Source organism: Halomonas bluephagenesis, assembly GCF_054790765.1.
Window position 1 is genome coordinate 1,746,624 of record NZ_CP133631.1, and the last position, 18,439, is coordinate 1,765,062.

17 protein-coding genes and 1 pseudogene are annotated in these 18,439 nt (G+C 55.8%); 13 read left to right on the plus strand and 5 right to left on the minus strand.

The window, feature by feature from the left end:
* Positions 1-80: 80 nt before the first annotated feature.
* The 3 genes from REH51_RS07650 to REH51_RS07660 all read right to left on the minus strand — a co-directional run bounded on the left by REH51_RS07650 (position 81) and on the right by REH51_RS07660 (position 1,727).
* Positions 81-494 (minus strand): DUF1090 domain-containing protein, encoded by a 414-nt coding sequence (locus REH51_RS07650; RefSeq protein ID WP_498937440.1) that lies wholly within the window; start codon positions 492-494, stop codon positions 81-83.
* 135 nt (positions 495-629) lie between these two features.
* A complete protein-coding gene (locus REH51_RS07655; protein WP_009723063.1) occupies positions 630-1,013 on the minus strand; it encodes a histone-like nucleoid-structuring protein, MvaT/MvaU family in 384 nt (127 codons plus the stop codon).
* A 195-nt stretch (positions 1,014-1,208) separates the two neighbouring features.
* Positions 1,209-1,727 carry an AmiS/UreI family transporter gene (locus REH51_RS07660; RefSeq protein WP_498937442.1) on the minus strand — a complete coding sequence of 173 codons (519 nt, stop codon included), beginning with the start codon at positions 1,725-1,727 and terminating at the stop codon, positions 1,209-1,211.
* Positions 1,728-2,265: 538 nt separating this feature from the next.
* On the opposite strand from REH51_RS07660, the gene paaX reads away from it, so the two are divergent.
* Positions 2,266-3,192, plus strand: coding sequence for a phenylacetic acid degradation operon negative regulatory protein PaaX (gene paaX / locus REH51_RS07665; RefSeq protein ID WP_498937444.1), 927 nt, complete (start codon positions 2,266-2,268; stop codon positions 3,190-3,192).
* Between the two features lies 1 nt (position 3,193).
* On the opposite strand, the gene paaY is transcribed toward paaX, so the two are convergent.
* Both paaY and paaN read right to left on the minus strand, forming a co-directional pair.
* Positions 3,194-3,808, minus strand: a complete 615-nt coding sequence (gene paaY, locus REH51_RS07670) for a phenylacetic acid degradation protein PaaY (RefSeq protein WP_009723067.1) — start codon at positions 3,806-3,808, stop codon at positions 3,194-3,196.
* An 11-nt stretch (positions 3,809-3,819) separates the two neighbouring features.
* Complete coding sequence (paaN, locus tag REH51_RS07675) at positions 3,820-5,496, minus strand: phenylacetic acid degradation protein PaaN (RefSeq protein ID WP_498937446.1); 1,677 nt, start codon at positions 5,494-5,496, stop codon at positions 3,820-3,822.
* Positions 5,497-5,864: 368 nt separating this feature from the next.
* On the opposite strand from paaN, the gene paaF reads away from it, so the two are divergent.
* From paaF to paaZ, 12 genes and pseudogenes are all read left to right on the plus strand, one after another.
* The gene (gene paaF / locus REH51_RS07680) at positions 5,865-6,638 is read left to right on the plus strand and encodes a 2,3-dehydroadipyl-CoA hydratase PaaF (RefSeq protein ID WP_009723070.1); all 774 of its coding nucleotides are present in this window, start codon (positions 5,865-5,867) and stop codon (positions 6,636-6,638) included.
* Positions 6,639-6,654: 16 nt separating this feature from the next.
* Complete coding sequence (paaG, locus tag REH51_RS07685) at positions 6,655-7,446, plus strand: 2-(1,2-epoxy-1,2-dihydrophenyl)acetyl-CoA isomerase PaaG (protein WP_009723071.1); 792 nt, start codon at positions 6,655-6,657, stop codon at positions 7,444-7,446.
* Between the two features lies 1 nt (position 7,447).
* On the plus strand, positions 7,448-8,986 hold the full coding sequence (gene paaH / locus REH51_RS07690; protein ID WP_009723072.1) for a 3-hydroxyacyl-CoA dehydrogenase PaaH: 1,539 nt from the start codon (positions 7,448-7,450) through the stop codon (positions 8,984-8,986).
* Positions 8,979-9,461 carry a hydroxyphenylacetyl-CoA thioesterase PaaI gene (paaI, locus tag REH51_RS07695; protein ID WP_009723073.1) on the plus strand — a complete coding sequence of 161 codons (483 nt, stop codon included), beginning with the start codon at positions 8,979-8,981 and terminating at the stop codon, positions 9,459-9,461. Before paaH ends, paaI begins: the two co-directional genes overlap by 8 nt.
* A complete protein-coding gene (pcaF, locus tag REH51_RS07700; protein WP_498937448.1) occupies positions 9,458-10,663 on the plus strand; it encodes a 3-oxoadipyl-CoA thiolase in 1,206 nt (401 codons plus the stop codon). The genes paaI and pcaF overlap by 4 nt, the downstream gene beginning before the upstream one ends.
* Positions 10,664-10,730: 67 nt before the next feature.
* Entirely contained in the window at positions 10,731-12,044 is a 1,314-nt protein-coding gene (paaK, locus tag REH51_RS07705; protein ID WP_498937450.1) for a phenylacetate--CoA ligase PaaK, read from the plus strand.
* A gap of 304 nt (positions 12,045-12,348) precedes the next feature.
* Positions 12,349-13,335, plus strand: a complete 987-nt coding sequence (paaA, locus tag REH51_RS07710) for a 1,2-phenylacetyl-CoA epoxidase subunit PaaA (protein ID WP_009723076.1) — start codon at positions 12,349-12,351, stop codon at positions 13,333-13,335.
* A 103-nt stretch (positions 13,336-13,438) separates the two neighbouring features.
* Positions 13,439-13,720, plus strand: coding sequence for a 1,2-phenylacetyl-CoA epoxidase subunit PaaB (gene paaB / locus REH51_RS07715; protein WP_009723077.1), 282 nt, complete (start codon positions 13,439-13,441; stop codon positions 13,718-13,720).
* A 14-nt stretch (positions 13,721-13,734) separates the two neighbouring features.
* Entirely contained in the window at positions 13,735-14,544 is an 810-nt protein-coding gene (paaC, locus tag REH51_RS07720) for a 1,2-phenylacetyl-CoA epoxidase subunit PaaC (protein ID WP_009723078.1), read from the plus strand.
* Complete coding sequence (paaD, locus tag REH51_RS07725; protein ID WP_009723079.1) at positions 14,528-15,127, plus strand: 1,2-phenylacetyl-CoA epoxidase subunit PaaD; 600 nt, start codon at positions 14,528-14,530, stop codon at positions 15,125-15,127. The genes paaC and paaD overlap by 17 nt, the downstream gene beginning before the upstream one ends.
* Positions 15,128-15,146: 19 nt before the next feature.
* Entirely contained in the window at positions 15,147-16,229 is a 1,083-nt protein-coding gene (paaE, locus tag REH51_RS07730) for a 1,2-phenylacetyl-CoA epoxidase subunit PaaE (RefSeq protein ID WP_498937452.1), read from the plus strand.
* A gap of 69 nt (positions 16,230-16,298) precedes the next feature.
* Positions 16,299-18,341: pseudogene (gene paaZ / locus REH51_RS07735) on the plus strand (phenylacetic acid degradation bifunctional protein PaaZ).
* Positions 18,342-18,439 lie beyond the last annotated feature (98 nt).

An 18,439-nucleotide genomic window follows, 5' to 3' on the forward strand; every position in this document is an offset into this window, starting at 1 on the left:
TCAGCATTTCATCGATATTAAAAAGATGCTGACTGGAATGAACGCCGATTTTGCGGCTAAGCAATGAAGCCTCGTGCAGATTATTCGTTGATACGGTGCTGCAGTGAATTGAGTTCCTGAGTGTGCTCTTCAAGCTCACGCACTTCTTCTTCTAATTTTTCACGTCGTTTCTGAATATCATCTTCGTCGCCCTCTCTAAGAGCCTCCTCAAGCGCTAACTCACGCTCACGTACCTCTTCCTGGCTCTCCCGCACCTCTTCGGCAGACTCTGCAAGAACTTGCTCATTCGTGCAATTCTCTTCAATGGATTGCAACGCACGCTGCAACCCTCGAACACGATGGTGATTATCGTGTGCTTGGGCTTGTTCAAGCTGTTGTCGTAAGACACTCTTTTTGTCCTCGCACACCCTTTCTGCTGCGTGCGCTACCGGTAGCAACAAAATCCCAGCGGTTGCCGCTAAACTTAAATAACCTAGCCACGTTTTTTTCATCATTCACTCCTAGTGCGTGACGAGCTTTGCAAGGTAAGCATAGAGAAACATAACGGCTTAATAAAGATACAGGGAGTATTGGCAGGTAGTAAATATTCGCCGCTCGCGGAGTAACCAAGCGAGCGACGAGTGAACATATTAGGCTCGTTCTTCTACGACCCAACTGACCACTTCTTCATTGCCAAACTCAGCTTTCCACTCTTTAATGACGTTATGGTTGCCGCCACGCGTTTCGACGACTTCCCCTGTGTGCGGGTTCTTATATACCTTTAAAGGACGCTTTTTGCGACCATCGGTACTGCTTATCTTGGTGCCTTTAACTGATGAGGAACGATATGATGGATCAAGCATTTCGCATACGTCGCGGACTAACTTGCCATGCTCTGTCATGAGAGCTTGTAGTTTCTCCTTGAACTCCAGCTCTTTCTTCAACTCACTATTACTTTCAAGCGCTTGCAGCTCTTCCTGTAGCTGCTTTAACATCTGCTCTTTTTTGATGTAGTCGCTCAGTACTGATGCCATGTTTTCATCTCCATGATTTTTTAATTTCTTCGCCATATACTGATAGCACGGTAAAACATGTCAAGAGCGCTACTGCAGCATGGCAAGCGTGCTCATAAATAGGCGCAGCCATTTAGCGATTATATACCGCGTGATTTCTCAATGTGGACGTTCTCAAAATATTTTTCAGTATTATTTACGTTTAGTAACGAACTGTTATGTATTGATTATGCCCAACAGTATCATAACGCCAGGAATCCAACCTGTAAAAACAGCGCAAAAGAGCGTGTAAATTGCGACTGAGCGCTGTATTTTTTTCGCCAACGCTAGCAGGCAGAAAAAACTGAACCACAAAGCAGACCATGCAAACCAGCTAAGTGTATTCCACAGCTCAAAGTTGAGTCCTATATCAGCGATAGAGTTCACCCCAACAAACGCGGCCGTAATACTAACAAAAAAGCAGACCCATCCAAGCCCTATTCCATCCGCCTTTAAAAACTGGTTAGCACCAACCCAAAGATAAGTAAAAGCAAATAGCAAGGTAAATGCCCCCGTACTAATCGCAGCAGGATTATTAGGCTCTCGAAAAATCAAATAGACAGCAATAATAAAGCTCAATACGCCAACCATTATGTTGATGACTGATACCTCTTTGTCACCAATTTTGCCTAGAAGCCATATCCCATTCACAAAAAGAACTGCTCCGACATATAGCAAGGTAAGACCTAAAATCATTTCAACCATTCCTGTAGTTATTTTTTTAAGTTTTCTGGCGTTTTCACTATGCTTTCTCTATTACTTCGTTGCGTATTTAATAAATATCAACAATCCTCCTCTCTAGATACATCAGCGCTTTAAAAATGGAAGTAACTTCCAATAAACAGGGCCGACGGCGTGCAAGCCTATAACTGCTTCTTTTTATTTTATTTTCAGGAAATACTTCATTTTCCTTCAAACGACAGCCAAGGCCTAGCAGCACATCATGTGGGCTAAGAAAGGCCGAAAAGGCACCAAGAAACTCTATTTTTTTAAAACCGGGGGAGTATAGCAGGGGTTGCGTAAGCAACCATTGAAATTAGTGTCATATCTTCATAAGAAGCCGCAACGAAATGCTAGCGTCAACGACCTACGCGATACTGAATCGTTCTTCATGATTCACTGATAACCCTGCAGGCCAAATCACAAAAAAACGTGATACGATAATCTTCTATATTGGCTATATTTTCTGTCGTTTTTAGCGACAACATCATCGCAAAGGGAATCAACATTCACCATGTCGTCAGCTAAAGACTGCGTCGCTACGCTTATTGATGACTTCCAGAAGCGTCGGCCAATTCGCGCCGGTTCACTGATTATTACCGTCTATGGCGACTCTATCGTTCCGCGGGGCGGTACTGTGTGGTTGGGCAGTCTGTCGAAACTGGTGGAGCCCATCGGTATCAATGAGCGGCTGGTGCGTACATCAGTTTACCGGCTGACCCATGAAACCTGGCTACGCGGTGAAAAGGTCGGTCGTCGCAGCTACTACCGGTTGAGTGGCCCTGGGCGACGCCGCTTTGAACAAGCCTTCAAGCGTGTCTATCACGGTGCCCAGCCGCCCTGGTCGGGCCAGTGGACGTTGGCGCTGCTGACGCAGCTGCCTGCAGATCGACGCCAGCAAATTCGTGATGAGCTTGAATGGCTCGGCTTTGGTAGTTTTGCTCAGGGCGTTCTGGCACATCCCACGCTGTCATGCGCGGAAACCATGGTGGCCTTGCAAGAGCTTGATGCCGCCGACGACACGATCGTAATGCAGACACAAACCATGGAGCCCATGACCAGTAAGCCGCTGCGCCTTCAGGTCAGAGATAGCTGGAATCTCGACGAACTCGCCGAGCTGTATCAGCGGTTTCTGGTTAAGTTTCGCCCACTGTGGAATGCGCTCAACGCAGAGAACCATTTAGGGCAGGAAGAGTGCTTCATTGCTCGTACTTTGCTGATTCACGAGTATCGCAAGGTTCAATTACGTGACCCCCTACTGCCTGACGAACTGCTCCCTACGGCGTGGGAAGGCCGCTATGCCCATCAGCTCTGTCGCAACCTCTATCGGTTGCTCTACGAGCGCGCAGAGCGCTGGCTAGACAGGCACCTAGAAACTGCCGAAGGCCCATTACCAGCCCCCCGCCCCAGCTTCTACCAGCGCTTCGGCGGGCTGGAATAGTTCATGGTTGTGGCGACTTATCCAGCGTCTGCTGCTTAGGTTGTGTATCACCGGCCAGCAAGGTTGGCCGGTCAGCATCAAGTTCTGCCAGCGGTTCACAAGGTTCCAAGCTGTCACGGCAACGGGTCACTAAACGCTGATACTCTTGAGTACCCTGTTGCTTCCAAGCAAACTCCTCATCACTCAGCGGCCGTTTAACCTTTGCAGGAGCCCCCATCACCAGCGACTGTGGCTCACACTCGAAGCCTGCCTTGACGAATGCTGCTGCCGCAACAATAGAGCGCTCAGCAATGTGAGCACCGTCCATCACTACAGCGTTCATGCCGACCATGGCATCACGCCCAATCACGCAGCCATGCAAAACCGCGCCGTGGCCGATATGGCCATCCTTTTCGACCTTAGTGACGCAGCCCGGAAAGCCGTGCATCACGCAGGTATCCTGAAGGTTCGCGCCCTCTTCCAGCACCAGGCGACCGAAATCACCGCGCATCACCGCGCCGGGGCCCACATAACAGCCGGGGCCCACAATCACATCCCCGATCAACACCGCTGTCGGGTGAACATAAGCCGTCGGGTGCACCACCGGCGTCACCCCTTCAAGTCGATAGTAAGGCATCACGTTCTCCGTTAGTTGGATTGGCTGTGGCGACGGCTTTGCACCACCACGAAACGACTGGCGACAAAGGCTTGGTTACATAGGGAAGCATTGGCCGCCGGATTACCGCCTGTGGCGTGAAAGTCACTGAAAGCAGCCGACTGGTTGACGAATATCCCCCCATCCAGATTCAGAGAAAGCGGAGCGGCCACATCCATCGCCAGCTCTTCGAACTGCTCGGCCACTGCCTCATCAGTCGTATAGCCACCTAGGGTTATCGCGCCTTTTTCCCGAATCACGTCACGCGCCAGCTCAATGCTATGCGCGGTGTTCTCAGTCGCGATAACAAAGCTGATGGGCCCGAAGCGCTCCTCACTATAGGCAGCCTTCTGCTCTGCATCCACCTTAAGGATAAGCGGCGTGTGAATACGAGCGTCGGGGAACTGAGCGTGCGCTCGCGGCTCGCTATCCAACGCTATTTCGCCCAAACCACGGCACTTATCAATCCGAGCTTGTGTGTCCATCGATTGGAGAGTACCCAGCACCGTACAGGCTCGGTCGTTGTCGCTCAGAAACGCTTGGACGGCTTTGGCAAGCGCTGCCGCCACGTCGTCAAAACTCAAATGGCCATCCGCTGTTTCAATACCGTTTCTGGGTACATAAATAGCCTGAGGGGTTGTGCACATCTGTCCAGAATAAAGGCTCAGCGAGAAAGCAAGATTCGCCGTGACCGCTTTGAGGTTTTCCACGCTGTCGATAATGACCGTGTTGACACCGGCTTTCTCAGCGAACACCTGAGCCTGAGTGGCGTTCTCTATCAGCCAATCACCGAAGGCATTGGAGCCGGTGAAGTCGATCAGCTTTACCGCAGGGTCAAGCGCCAGCGTTTTCGTCAGCGGCGCATCGACAGTGTCGGGTACCAGGCTAACCAGACAAGGGTCAAAGCCCGCTTCCTCCAGTACCTGTTGAACAACCCGTGCGGTCATCGCCACAGGCAAAATAGCGCCAGGGTGCGGCTTAAGAATGACGGGGTTGCCCGTCGCCAGACTGGCAAAAAAGCCAGGATAAGTATTCCAGGTGGGAAAAGTAGAGCAGGCCACTACCAACGAGATACCCCGCGGCACGATGTGAAAACGCTTATCCATGACAATGGGATCATGCTTGCCCTGGGGCTTAACCCACTGTGCGGTAGCGGGAATCTGAGCCATTGCTTGCCAGGCGTACGCCACGGCTTCAAGACCGCGATCCTGAGCATGCGGACCACCGGCCTGAAACGCCATCATCGGCCCCTGGCCGCTGGTATGCATCACTGCCTGGGCGATCTCTGGGCTCATGGCATTAAGGCGCGACAGGACTTCCAGACACACCCCCACGCGCGCTTGCGCCCCGGCATCCCGCCAGTTACGCATTGCTACTTGCATGGCCGCTATCAGCTCGTCGGGGTTTGGCTGGTCATAAGTAATGCCGAGTTCAAAACCATAAGGTGACACTTCGCCACCCACTTGCTGGGTGCTGCCAACACCGTTAAGTGTAAATGGCTGATTAAGTAGTGACTCGAATGTCGACGGCGCCGCTTTAACGGCATCCTCAGGGGATTTCCGCATGCTTTCTGGATAGGGCGTCCAGAAATTACGGCTAGAAATGGCGTCGACAGCCTGATCAAGAATCTCACGATGAAGGTCGAACATCTGCTGCGCTGATTGCGTCATGGGGCGCTCCTGCACTCACTTATTTTTTTGATACGCTATAGGCAAGAAGACTATCTTTTCCGTAACAAAACATCAAACGCTTTCCCTGGCACCGCTTGCTTAAGAATTAGCCTACCACGATCAAAAAACTCGATGCATACTGGCTAAAGATCACTTTTTTAGCCACGCGCCCGCCTTTCATACCATGGTCTAATAACACTCTTGCATTCGCTAAAAACACAGACAAGCTGTTGTTAAAAAGGAATAAATTATCAAAAACAACAGCAAGCGACACATTAATAACAACCAAACAATATTGATGCGTATCAAAATAAACCTATACTCGGCAGATATTCATCCTGTGCGCCACAGGCCGAACTGAGGTAAAAATGCCCACTACGCTAAAAATAACCCCACCCCAGGAAGGCGTTTTATGCATCACGCTGAATCGTCCAGAAGCACTGAATGCGCTTAATACGCAACTTCTCGGCGAGCTCGCCGACACCTTGAACAACGCTAATAGTGACAACAACGTTCGCGCCGTAGTGATTACCGGCAATGCGAAAGCGTTCGCCGCCGGTGCGGATATTAACGAAATGGCTGAACGCGATCTGGTGGGCATGCTGGAAGATCCCCGCCAGCACCACTGGGCCACCATTACGCGTTTTCGCAAACCGATCATTGCCGCCGTCAATGGCTACGCGTTGGGCGGTGGCTGCGAGCTGGCTATGCATGCCGACATCATCATCGCCGGTGAAAACGCCCTGTTCGGTCAACCGGAAATCAACCTGGGCATCATGCCAGGCGCTGGCGGCACACAGCGTCTGCTTAGGGCGGTGGGTAAGTCACTGGCCACCCAGATGGTGCTGACCGGCGAGCCTATTTCCGCTCGCCACGCCCTCGAAGCTGGCCTGATTAGCGAGATTACCCAGCCCGAATTAACGCTAGAGCGCGCCATGGCAATTGCAACACGCATTGCCGCCAAGGCACCGCTGGCCGTGCGCTTGGCACGGGAATCGTTACACAAAGCAATGGATACCGACCTAGCCACCGGCCTGCGCTTTGAACGCCATGCGTTCACCTTACTGGCGGGAACCGCCGACCGCGAAGAGGGCATTCGCGCCTTCCAAGAAAAACGACCTGCCACTTTTCAAGGGCACTGACACAAGGATATTACCCATGAGCCAAGCGCCCCTGCTTTACACCGTGGAAGATGGCGTCGCCTGTATCACGCTGAACCGCCCCGACAGCCTGAACAGCTTCAATACTGAAATGCATGCTGAAATGCGCAAAGCACTTAAGGCCGTGCGCCAGGACTCAAGCGTTCGCGCTTTGTTACTGACCGGCAACGGCCGCGGCTTCTGCGCCGGTCAGGATCTTTCCGACCGCAGCGTCGCGCCCGGCGAGCAAGCCCCCGACCTCGGCGAGTCGCTTGAAAAACGCTACAACCCTATGCTGCGCGCCCTTAAAGATATGCCGTTCCCGACTATTTGTGCGGTGAACGGCGTGGCCGCAGGTGCCGGCGCCAACATCGCCCTGGCCTGCGACATCGTATTGGCTGCTCGTTCGGCAAGCTTCATCCAGGCCTTCTGCAAGATTGGATTAATTCCAGACTCCGGCGGCACCTGGACGCTGCCTAACTTGGTGGGTATGGCGCGCGCCAAGGGGCTGGCAATGCTTGGCGACAAGCTTCCCGCCGAGACCGCCGAACAGTGGGGCATGATCTGGCGCTGCGTCGATGATGAGGCGCTTCAGGAAGAAGCCATGAACATGGCTCGCCACCTAGCCACTCAACCGACGCGCGGCTTGGCACTGATCAAACGCGCCCTGCATGCCAGCAGCGATAACAGCTTCAACGAGCAACTCGACCTGGAACGCGACCTGCAGCGCCTTGCCGGGCGCACTGAAGACTACCGCGAAGGCGTCAGCGCTTTTATCGAGAAACGTCGCCCCACCTTCAAGGGAGAGTGATATGCCAGCCCTTCCCACGTCTGCCGTTATTGGTGTGATTGGCGCAGGTGCCATGGGTGCCGGTATTGCTCAGGTTGCTGCCCAGGCTGGCCACTCGGTGGTCTTGCACGACAATCAGCCGGGTGCCGCCAAAGCAGGCATCGATAACATTCGCCGCCAGCTGGAAAAGCGCGTCGCCAAGGGCAAGATGACCCAAGGCGATGTGGATAACATCGTCGCTCGCCTGCAGCCCGCCGATGCTATCGATGCCTTGGCCGACAGCCGCTTGGTTATCGAAGCTATCGTCGAGAACCTTGAGATCAAACGTCAGGTGTTCGCGCAGCTCGAAGCGTTATGCTCACCGGATACCTTGCTCGCCAGCAATACCTCGTCACTATCGATCACCTCCATTGCAGCGAACCTTGAACGCCCTGAACGCATGGCGGGGCTGCACTTCTTCAACCCCGCCCCCGTAATGAAGCTGGTAGAAGTGGTGTCGGGTTTAGCGACCACCACCGACGTTGCCGAAACCCTTTACGCCACTGCTAGCGCCTGGGGCAAGGTCGCGGTACACGCCAGCTCCACCCCTGGGTTCATTGTTAACCGCGTGGCACGGCCATTCTATGCCGAAGGGCTACGACTGCTGCAGGAAGGTGCCAGCGATGCCGCCACGATAGATGCGCTGCTGCGTCAGGCGGGTGGCTTCCGTATGGGGCCTTTCGAGCTAATGGATCTGATTGGTCATGACGTTAACTACGCGGTGACCCGCTCGGTGTTCGATGCCTACTACGGCGATACCCGTTTCGAGCCTTCCTTAGTACAGCAAGCGCTGGTGGAAGCCGGACGCCTGGGGCGTAAGTCCGGCCAAGGCTTTTTTGACTACGCGGGTGAAAACACTGCGAAGCCACAGCCTAAGTTTGCCGCACCAGCAAACGCGGAACTACCAGCACTTGTCGTACAGGGCGACCCTGGTGTGATCGCTCCGCTGCTGGAACGCGCCCAGGAAGCTGGGCTCGACGTAGCTCGTCGTGAATCACTCCAGTCAGACGGCACGCCTCGCTTATATCTGGGCGATCTGGTGCTGGCCCTTAGCGACGGGCGGTGCGCCGCCGAGCGCGCGGTCAATGAAGGGCTCGACGCCCTGGTCCTGTTCGACCTGTGCCTGGACTACCGCAGCGCCAGCGCTATCGCGCTTGCTGCCAGCCACATGACATCGCCCGAAGCTCGTCAACTGGCGACGGCGTTCTTCCAACGCCTGGGGGTGGACGTGACTTGGCTAACCGACACCCCGGGGCTGGTGGTACTGCGCACCGTGGCTATGCTCGCCAATGAAGCTGCCGACGCCGTACTGCAAGGTGTTTGCAGCGCCCAGGATGGCGACCTGGCCATGCAGGCTGGCGTCAACTATCCCCGCGGCCCCTTGGCCTGGGCAGACTCACTGGGCCTGCCTTTCGTTCACCGTACCCTGACGCATCTACAGCAGAGCTACGGCGAAGAGCGCTATCGCAGCTCGTTTCTGCTGCGGCGCAACGCCTTGAGCGAGGAAAGCTTTCATGAGTGATACCCAACTGACCCCACAACAGCTGGCGGAAGCCTGTGCAGACGCGATGTTTTCCCGCGACCATGCCAGCCAAGGGCTGGGCATGCGTATTACTCGCGTGGCCCCCGGCTTCGCCGAACTGACCATGACCGTGCGTCAAGACATGGTGCAAGGGCACGGCAACTGCCATGGCGGATTTCTATTTACCCTGGCCGATTCCGCCTTTGCGTTTGCCTGCAACAGTTACGATGAAGCCACCGTCGCCGCTGGCTGCAGTATCGACTACCTCGGCCCCGGCCAGCTAGGCGACGAGATCACCGCCACCGCCGAAGAGCGCAGTCGCCGTGGTCGCACCGGCATTTACGACATTACGTTGCGCAATCAACACGGCGATACCGTTGCCTTGTTCCGCGGACGCTCTTACAAAATTCGCGGCAGCGTACGCCGCCTGGAAGATACTGACGCAGAAAATACTGCTGCTGGAGATAACCGATGAAAGACGCGCTGATCATTGATGCCATTCGCACCCCGATAGGTCGCTACGGCGGTGCGCTTTCGAGTATGCGTGCCGATGACCTGGGGGCCATTCCCATGCGCACCCTGATGGAACGCAACCCAGGTGTCGATTGGTCGCTGATTGACGATATCTTTTACGGCTGCGCCAACCAGGCGGGGGAAGATAACCGCAACGTGGCGCGCATGTCCGCGTTGCTTGCCGGGCTTCCGGTTGAAGTGCCCGGCACCACCATTAACCGGCTGTGCGGCTCTGGTATGGATGCAATAGGCAATGCCGCCCGCACCATTAAGACCGGCGAAGCGGGGTTGATGATCGCCGGAGGGGTGGAGTCGATGTCCCGGGCGCCCTTCGTGATGGGCAAGGCCGAACAAGCCTTCTCACGCCAAGCCGATATTTTCGACACCACCATCGGCTGGCGCTTCATCAATCGTGCCATGAAAGCCCAGTTCGGCGTGGACTCCATGCCCGAAACCGCTGAAAACGTGGCGGAACAGTTTGGTATTTCCCGGGAAGACCAGGACGCCTTCGCCCTGCGCAGCCAGCAGCGTACCGCCGCCGCTATCGAGGCTGGCCGCTTGGCCGAAGAGATTGTTCCGGTCGAAATCCCCCGCCGCAAACAAGACCCGCTGGTGGTGGATACCGATGAGCCCCCGCGCCCTACCACAACTGCCGAGCAGCTTGCCAAGCTACCCACGCCTTTCCGCGAAGGCGGCAGCGTGACAGCAGGTAATGCCTCTGGGGTTAACGATGGCGCCTGTGCGCTGCTGTTGGCATCTGCCGAGCAGGCTGAACGTTTCAGCCTCACGCCACGCGCTCGTGTGGTGGGTATGGCCACCGCTGGTGTGGAACCGCGCATTATGGGGTTCGGCCCCTCTCCCGCCACTCGCAAGGTGCTTGCCCAGACCGGGCTTACCCTCGACCAAATGGACGTGATCGAACTCAATGAAGCCTTTGCTGCTCAAGCATTGGCAGTCATGCGCGACTTGGGACTAAGCGATGATGCCGAACACGTCAATCCCAACGGAGGTGCCATTGCACTTGGCCACCCGCTGGGCATGAGCGGCGCTCGATTGGTAACCACCGCCCTGCATGAACTCGAACGTCGGCAAGGGCGCTTTGCGCTATGCACCATGTGTATTGGTGTCGGACAGGGCATTGCTCTGATCATTGAGCGCTTATAAGCCCCTTATCCTGACCATGGCTCATAAAACGTAGCCCAATAACAACTTGCTTGACCGGAGACCCCTGATGAATCAGCCCGCTACGCGTATCGACACTGCGACTCTCGACCCCTTGGAAACCGCCAGCGTCGACGAGCTGCGCGCCACTCAGGTCAAGCGCCTGAAGTGGAGCCTGAAGCACGCTTACGACAATGTGCCGTTCTACCGTCAGTCTTTCGACAAGGCTGGAGTACATCCCGACGATATCCACACGCTGGCAGATCTCGCCAAACTGCCGTTCACCACCAAGGCCGATTTGCGCGACAACTACCCGTTTGGCATGTTGGCCACGCCGATGAGCGAGATCGTTCGCATCCATGCCTCCAGCGGCACCACCGGGCAACCGACGGTGGTGGGCTACACCCAGAAGGATATTGGTGTGTGGTCCGATGTGGTGGCGCGCTCAATCCGTGCCGCTGGCGGCAGCCGCAACGACAAGGGGCATGTCGCATATGGCTACGGCCTGTTCACCGGCGGGCTGGGCGCGCATTACGGTGCCGAGCGGCTGGGCTGCGCGGTCATCCCCATGTCGGGCGGCCAGACTGAGAAACAGGTTCAGTTAATTCGTGATTTTCAGCCGGACATCATCATGGTCACCCCCTCGTATATGCTCAACATCGCAGACGAGATGGAGCGCCAAGGCATCGACCCGCGCACGCTGCCCCTACGCACTGGCATTTTCGGTGCCGAACCCTGGACCGACAGCATGCGCACGGCCCTAGAGCAGCGCCTGGGCATTGACGCCCTCGATATTTACGGCCTCTCTGAAGTAATGGGGCCCGGCGTGGGCATGGAGTGCCTGGAGACCAAAGATGGCCCGACCATCTGGGAAGATCATTTCTACCCCGAGATCATCGACCCAATCAGCGGTGACGTCCTGCCAGACGGCGAATACGGCGAGTTGGTGTTCACCACCCTAACCAAAGAAGGCCTGCCGGTGATTCGCTACCGCACCCGCGACCTGACCCGCCTGCTGCCGGGCACCGCGCGCCCCATGCGCCGCATCGACAAGATCACTGGCCGCAGCGACGACATGCTGATTATTCGCGGGGTTAATGTGTTCCCCACTCAGATCGAAGAGCAACTGCTCAAGATCGCGTCGCTTTCACCCCACTACGAGATCGAAGTCAGCCGCCAAGGCAATATGGACATGGTGCTTGTGCGGGTAGAGGCGAATCATCATGACATCGCCCGCGACCCCGTGGCCTGTGAACAAGCAGCGAAACAGCTTCAGCATGCCATCAAGACATATATTGGTATCAGCACCCAGGTTGAGGTGTGCCCAGTAGAGAGCGTTATGCGCTCTCTAGGCAAGGCCAGACGCGTCAAAGATCTTCGCTGATCCAGCTCTCTAACGCTTAGCGGCCTCTGTGAAGCTAAGCCGCGCCAACACAGCCCCTTTAGGAACTCCCCCTCAAGGGGCTTTTTCATACCCAAATAGCCAGATGAAACCAGAAAAAAAGTCACATTAAGAATCACTTAACTTTAGCCATTTTTCCTTTATAAAACAGCAATATTGGCTTTATCCGTAATCACAAAGTCTTAAAGTGACACACAAAAATACTTGTTGATAAAATATTTCGTGTCACTATACTTTAAACAAGATAAGTCACACTCCCTGATAGTCCGACGCCGCGGAGGTCTCTATGTACGCGCAGCTCGTTGAAACCGGTTCTAACAAACTCAAAACGCTTGATGAGATGAGCCCTGAGGAACGCCAGTTCCAGGAGCGCATCAATGATGAAATTAAAATAGAACCCAAAAATTGGATGCCGGACGCCTACCGCAAGACGTTGATCCGTCAGATCTCTCAACACGCCCACTCCGAGATCGTCGGCATGCTGCCGGAAGGTAACTGGCTGACACGTGCGCCGAGCCTTAAGCGCAAGTTGCAGCTAATGGCCAAGATTCAGGATGAGGCGGGTCACGGCCTGTACCTCTATAGCGCCATGGAAACGTTGGGAGCCGACCGCGACGAAGAGATCGACAAACTTCACGATGGCCGCGCCAAGTACTCCAGCATCTTTAACTACCCGACGCTTAACTGGGCTGATATGGGAACCGTCGGCTGGCTGGTCGACGGCGCAGCCATCGTCAATCAGGTACCGCTGCAGCGCACCTCTTATGGCCCCTACGCGCGCGCCATGATTCGCGTGTGCAAGGAAGAGAGTTTCCACCAGCGCCAGGGTTATCAAATTCTGTTGACCATGATGCAAGAGGGCACTGACGACCAGAAAGCCATGGTGCAGGACTCCATCAACCGCTTCTGGTGGCCAGCGCTAATGATGTTCGGGCCATCCGACGAGAACTCACCCAACAGCGCTCAGTCGATGGCCTGGAAGATCAAGCGCCACAGCAACGATGAGTTGCGCCAGCGCTTCCTCGACCAAACCGTACCGCAGCTAGAGCTGCTGGGCTGCACCGCCCCTGACCCGGATCTCAGATATAACGAAGAGACCGGTCACTATGAGTTCGGTGAAATCGACTGGCAGGAATTTTTCGACGTCGTGAAAGGCAACGGCCCCTGCAACCGCGAGCGCATTGAAGCACGTCGCAGCGCCATTGATAACGGTGCCTGGGTGCGTGAAGCCGCCGTGGCTTATGCCGCCAAGCGTCAACGCAAAGCCGCCTGACTTTCAAAAACTGTCTTTCAAAATCTAGCTTTTAAAACCCTAGCTTTTAAAACAATCGGAAGCCCCGCGTTACGGGGCTCCTCTGACCACTGAGGCATCTCTCATGGCTGACTGGCCCCTCTTCGAAGTTTTTATACGCAGCAAGCACGGCCTTAACCACAAGCACGTCGGCAGCGTACACGCCGCTGATCGCAGCATGGCAATCGAAAATGCCCGCGAGCTTTACACCCGTCGCAATGAAGGGGTGAGCATCTGGGTGGTTCCGGCCAGCGAAATCACCGCGTCTTCTCCCGACGAGAAAGAGCCGCTGTTCGACCCGTCTAACGACAAGGTCTATCGCCACGCATCCTTCTACAAACTGCCGAAAGAAGTCGGCCACATGTAAGGAGGGAGGCTGTGATGAAGAACATGGCTCTGAAGAACATTGCTCAAAAAACACAAACCCCGTTGACCGACTACCTGCTACGCCTTGGCGACAGCGCCTTGGTGCTTGGCCAGCGCCACGCTCAGCTGTGTGGAAAGGCCCCGGCGCTGGAAGAAGAAATGGCGTTGATGAACGTGGGTCTTGATCTGTTCGGGCAGGCACGCAACTGGCTTGGCTATGCGGCTGAGCTGATGGCTGCTGAACTGATGACTGACAAGATCGATGCCGATCATCTGGCCTTTCGCCGCGATGCCCAGGACTTTCGTAATCTGTTGATCACCGAGCAGCCCAACGGTGACTTTGCTGACACCATAGGACGTCAGTTCCTGTTCGATGCTTGGCACGTTCATCTACTTGATGGCTTGGCTGGGTCCAGCGACCCGCGAATTGCTGAAGTGGCTGCCAAATCGCTAAAAGAAGCAACGTACCACCTTCGCCGCTCCTCTGAATGGGTGATTCGCCTGGGCGATGGCACCGAAGAAAGCCACACCCGTATGCAGCGCGCGCTCGACAACCTTTGGCAGTTCACCGGCGAGCTATTGCAGGTCGACGAAATTGATCAGGCCATGATAGAGGCCGGCATCGCGCCTGACCCGGAAACCATTGCCGCTCGCTGGAAAGCGACGGTAGAAGAGGTGCTTGAGGAAGCTACGCTGGAGCGGCCTTCCTACGACGCCTGGATGTATACCGGCGGCAAAGTCGGCCATCACACCGAGCACCTGGGCTTTCTATTGGCGGAAATGCAATACCTGCCGAGGACGTATCCTGATGCAACCGTCTGGTAACCCACCGTCGACGCATATCGGTGACGGCCCTATCGATGACTGGCCTTCCAGAGACCTGATCGGCAGCGACCGCAGCGGCCTGCCACGAGCGGGTGAAAAAGGCGATGTCGACGCCGTGCTGGCCGTTTTACAGGAAGTGCCAGACCCAGAAGTGCCGGTGGTCAGCGTGGTTGAGCTGGGCATTGTGCGCGATATCGATTGGGTGGACGATCGGCTGGCGGTCAATGTGACTCCCACCTACTCCGGATGCCCGGCGACGGAAGTTATCGAACAGCATATCCATGAAGCGCTGGTGGCCGCTGGCTACTCAGACCCGCTGATTCAGCGTCGCCTGTCCCCCGCCTGGACCACCGATTGGTTGACCGAAGCCGGGCGCGAAAAATTGCGCGCCTATGGCATCGCACCTCCGGTAGGAAGTGCTAGCAAACGTAGCCTGACGGGGCAGTCTGACCCGGTAGTGCCCTGCCCTTTATGTGGTAGCAACGCGACCGAACGCGTCAGCGAATTCGGCTCTACGGCTTGCAAGGCGCTCTACCGCTGCCGCGATTGCCTGGAGCCTTTCGATTATTTCAAGTGTCTGTAAAACGACGAGACCATTTCCCATGAGCCGATTTCACGCCTTGACCGTCAAGGATGTACGCAAGGAAACCCATGATGCCGTTTCCATTGCTTTCGACATTCCCGACGACCTGCTGGACGCCTTTCGCTTTACCCAAGGGCAGTACCTGACACTGCGCCGCGACATCGAAGGTGAGGATGTCCGCCGCTCTTATTCAATCTGCACCGGCGTTCACGAACATGAGCTGAGAGTCGCCGTTAAGCTGGTGCCAGGCGGTAGCTTTTCCACCTTTGCCAACCAGCAATTGCAGCCTGGGGAGCAATTGGAAGTGATGCCGCCACAGGGCAAGTTCTTCGTGCCTCTCGACCCCAGTCGTGAAGGGCACTATCTGGCGGTGACAGCAGGCAGTGGCGTCACCCCCATCATGTCGATTGTTGCCACTACGTTGGAAAGCGAGCCGAAAAGTCGTTTTACCGTGATTTATGGCAACCGCTCTACCACGGGCACGCTGTTTCGCGAACGTCTGCAGGATCTCAAGGATCGTTACCTCGAACGCCTCAACATCATTTACGTGTTCAGCCGCGAACAACATGAAATCGATCTTTACAACGGCCGTATCGATGCCGATAAGTGCAACGCCCTGTTTGACCGTTGGGTAGACGTACCCAAGCTCGACGCTGCGTTTATCTGTGGGCCGCAAGAGATGACCGAGATCGTGCGCGATGTCCTGACCCAACATGGAATGCCAAAGGAGAAGGTGCACTTTGAGCTGTTCACTACTGGGCTACCAACAGCAGGCGCCAAACGCCGCCAGGCAACCAGAGCCAGTCAGCTTGAAGCAGAAACTTCGCACATCAAAGTGATCATCGATGGCCGCACCATCGAATATAACCTGCCCCGCAATACCCAGAATATTTTGGACGCGGGTAACGAGCACGGCGCCGACCTGCCGTTCTCATGCAAGGCTGGCGTGTGCTCCACCTGTAAATCAAAAGTGATCGAAGGTGAGGTGGAAATGGATGCCAACTATGCCCTGGAAGATTACGAAATAGATGCCGGCTACGTACTGCCCTGCCAGTGCTATCCGATCAGCGACAAAGTGGTGCTCGATTTTGACGAGGTATAACCCCTAGTCCACCCACTTCCAAGCCGGCGACTGCGTCGGCTTTGTTTATGTTGTACGGGAGAACACGCAATGCCAGTTTTGCAAAGTTACATCTCAGGCCAGTGGTTCGGACAAACCGAGTCCAAAGCCCTTATCAGCGCCATCAACGGCACCACCATTGCGTATACTCACCAAGAAGAGATCAATTTCCGCGAAGCGGTGGCGTACGCCCGCAACACCGGCGTGAAAAACATTCTGGCACTGGATTTTCAGCAGCGGGCCGCCATTCTTAAGGCGCTGGCCGCCTATATCCAAGAGCGTAAGCGTGAGCTTTATGCCATTTCCCACCACACCGGCTGCACCAAGGCCGACTCCTGGATCGACATCGACGGTGGTTTCGGCACCCTGTTTACCTACGCTTCCACGGGCCGCAAGGAACTGCCCTCAGGCAATGTGGCCCACGAAGGCCCGGTGACACAATTAGGCAAAGAGAACCACTTCAACGGCACCCACATTCTGGTACCCCGCCGCGGTGTCTCTGTGCATATTAATGCGTTCAACTTTCCTATCTGGGGCATGTTGGAGAAGTTCGCGCCCGCCTTTCTGGCAGGCATGCCGTGTATCTTCAAACCGGCAACGGCGACTAGCTACCTAACCGAAGCAGCCGTGCGCGTCATCAACGAATCTGGCCTGCTGCCGGAAGGTGCCCTGCAACTGGTGATCGGTGGAGCCGGTGACTTACTGGACCACCTGGAAGAGCAGGACTTTGTCACCTTTACCGGATCAGCAAGCACCGCCCTGAAGCTGAAAAGCCACCCTAATATCATGGCGAAGAGCATCCCCTTCAACGCCGAGGCGGACTCGCTCAACAGCGCCATCATGGCCCCGGATGTTAGCCCAGAAGACGAAGAGTTCGAGATCTTTGCCAAAGAAGTCGTCAAAGAGATGACCGCCAAGTCAGGCCAGAAATGTACCGCGATCCGTCGGGTGTTAGTGCCCGCCGAGCATCTGGATGCATTAGCGGGCCTGATTAAAGAGCGCCTTTCCAACATCGTGGTCGGTGATCCTCATCAAGAAGGCGTGCGCATGGGTGCACTCTCTTCCCGTGACCAACTGAGAGACGTTAATCATGCTATCGAACAGCTGCTAGAAACCAGTGAGTGCGTCTTTGGCAGAGACGGCAGCTTCAAGCCCGTCGGCCAGGATGTGGAAAACGGCGCGTTCATCTCCCCCCACTTACTGATCAACCGTAACCCGTTGAACGACGGTGGCGCGCACGACATCGAAGCTTTCGGCCCCGTCGCGACGCTAATGCCCTACAGCGGCATCGACGAAGCCCTGACCATCGCCGCCAAGGGCAAGGGCAGCCTGGTGACCACACTGACCACCAAAGACCCTGCCATTGCTGCCGAAATGATCCCCGTCTTAGCCGCCCAGCACGGCCGCCTGCAGATTCTGGATGCCCAGGCAGCAAAGAAATCCACTGGCCACGGCTCTCCGCTGCCGATGCTCAAGCATGGCGGGCCCGGCCGCGCAGGCGGTGGCGAGGAGCTCGGTGGCATTCGTGCTGTTCACCACTATCTACAACGCACCGCTATCCAGGGCTCTCCGACCATGCTCGCGGCAGTCACAGGGGAATATGTGCGTGGCGCGAAGGTGATCGAGAACGATATCCACCCGTTCCGCCGCCACTTCGATGACCTGCAGGTTGGCGAGTCACTGCTAACCCACCGCCGTACCGTCACTGAAGCCGACATCGTCAATTTTGGCTGCCTTTCCGGCGACCACTTTTACATGCACTTCGACGACATTGCCGCGAAAGAGACCCAGTTCGGCCAACGCATTGCCCACGGCTAATTTGTACTGTCGGCAGCCGCTGGCTTGTTCGTCTACCCAGGCGAAGGTCCCGTATTGGCTAACTACGGCCTGGATACGCTGCGCTTTATTACACCTGTGTTGGTCGGCGATACCATCCGCGCCCGCCTCACCTGTAAGCGTAAGATTGACCAGGGCCGGGCATCACCTGATGGACACCCTCAAGGCGTGGTGATGTGGGACGTGGCAGTGACCAATCAACATGATGAGCTGGTCGCCAGCTATGACATTTTAACGCTGGTCGCTAAACGGCAGTAACGGCTCAGCCACCGTCGCGGGTGCCTTAAGGCTCGTCCCTCGCCATGCGTTACCCGCGCTACGATGTATACAACCCTCGAACTTTTTCAGAAAGTGTA

Bases quoted from the DNA above. Each gene is read 5' to 3' on its own strand.
- REH51_RS07650 (WP_498937440.1), bottom strand. From the start codon at position 494: ATGATGAAAAAAACGTGGCTAGGTTATTTAAGTTTAGCGGCAACCGCT.
- REH51_RS07655 (WP_009723063.1), bottom strand. From the start codon at position 1,013: ATGGCATCAGTACTGAGCGACTACATCAAAAAAGAGCAGATGTTAAAG.
- REH51_RS07660 (WP_498937442.1), bottom strand. From the start codon at position 1,727: ATGATTTTAGGTCTTACCTTGCTATATGTCGGAGCAGTTCTTTTTGTG.
- paaX (WP_498937444.1), top strand. From the start codon at position 2,266: ATGTCGTCAGCTAAAGACTGCGTCGCTACGCTTATTGATGACTTCCAG.
- paaY (WP_009723067.1), bottom strand. From the start codon at position 3,808: ATGCCTTACTATCGACTTGAAGGGGTGACGCCGGTGGTGCACCCGACG.
- paaN (WP_498937446.1), bottom strand. From the start codon at position 5,496: ATGACGCAATCAGCGCAGCAGATGTTCGACCTTCATCGTGAGATTCTT.
- paaF (WP_009723070.1), top strand. From the start codon at position 5,865: ATGCCCACTACGCTAAAAATAACCCCACCCCAGGAAGGCGTTTTATGC.
- paaG (WP_009723071.1), top strand. From the start codon at position 6,655: ATGAGCCAAGCGCCCCTGCTTTACACCGTGGAAGATGGCGTCGCCTGT.
- paaH (WP_009723072.1), top strand. From the start codon at position 7,448: ATGCCAGCCCTTCCCACGTCTGCCGTTATTGGTGTGATTGGCGCAGGT.
- paaI (WP_009723073.1), top strand. From the start codon at position 8,979: ATGAGTGATACCCAACTGACCCCACAACAGCTGGCGGAAGCCTGTGCA.
- pcaF (WP_498937448.1), top strand. From the start codon at position 9,458: ATGAAAGACGCGCTGATCATTGATGCCATTCGCACCCCGATAGGTCGC.
- paaK (WP_498937450.1), top strand. From the start codon at position 10,731: ATGAATCAGCCCGCTACGCGTATCGACACTGCGACTCTCGACCCCTTG.
- paaA (WP_009723076.1), top strand. From the start codon at position 12,349: ATGTACGCGCAGCTCGTTGAAACCGGTTCTAACAAACTCAAAACGCTT.
- paaB (WP_009723077.1), top strand. From the start codon at position 13,439: ATGGCTGACTGGCCCCTCTTCGAAGTTTTTATACGCAGCAAGCACGGC.
- paaC (WP_009723078.1), top strand. From the start codon at position 13,735: ATGAAGAACATGGCTCTGAAGAACATTGCTCAAAAAACACAAACCCCG.
- paaD (WP_009723079.1), top strand. From the start codon at position 14,528: ATGCAACCGTCTGGTAACCCACCGTCGACGCATATCGGTGACGGCCCT.
- paaE (WP_498937452.1), top strand. From the start codon at position 15,147: ATGAGCCGATTTCACGCCTTGACCGTCAAGGATGTACGCAAGGAAACC.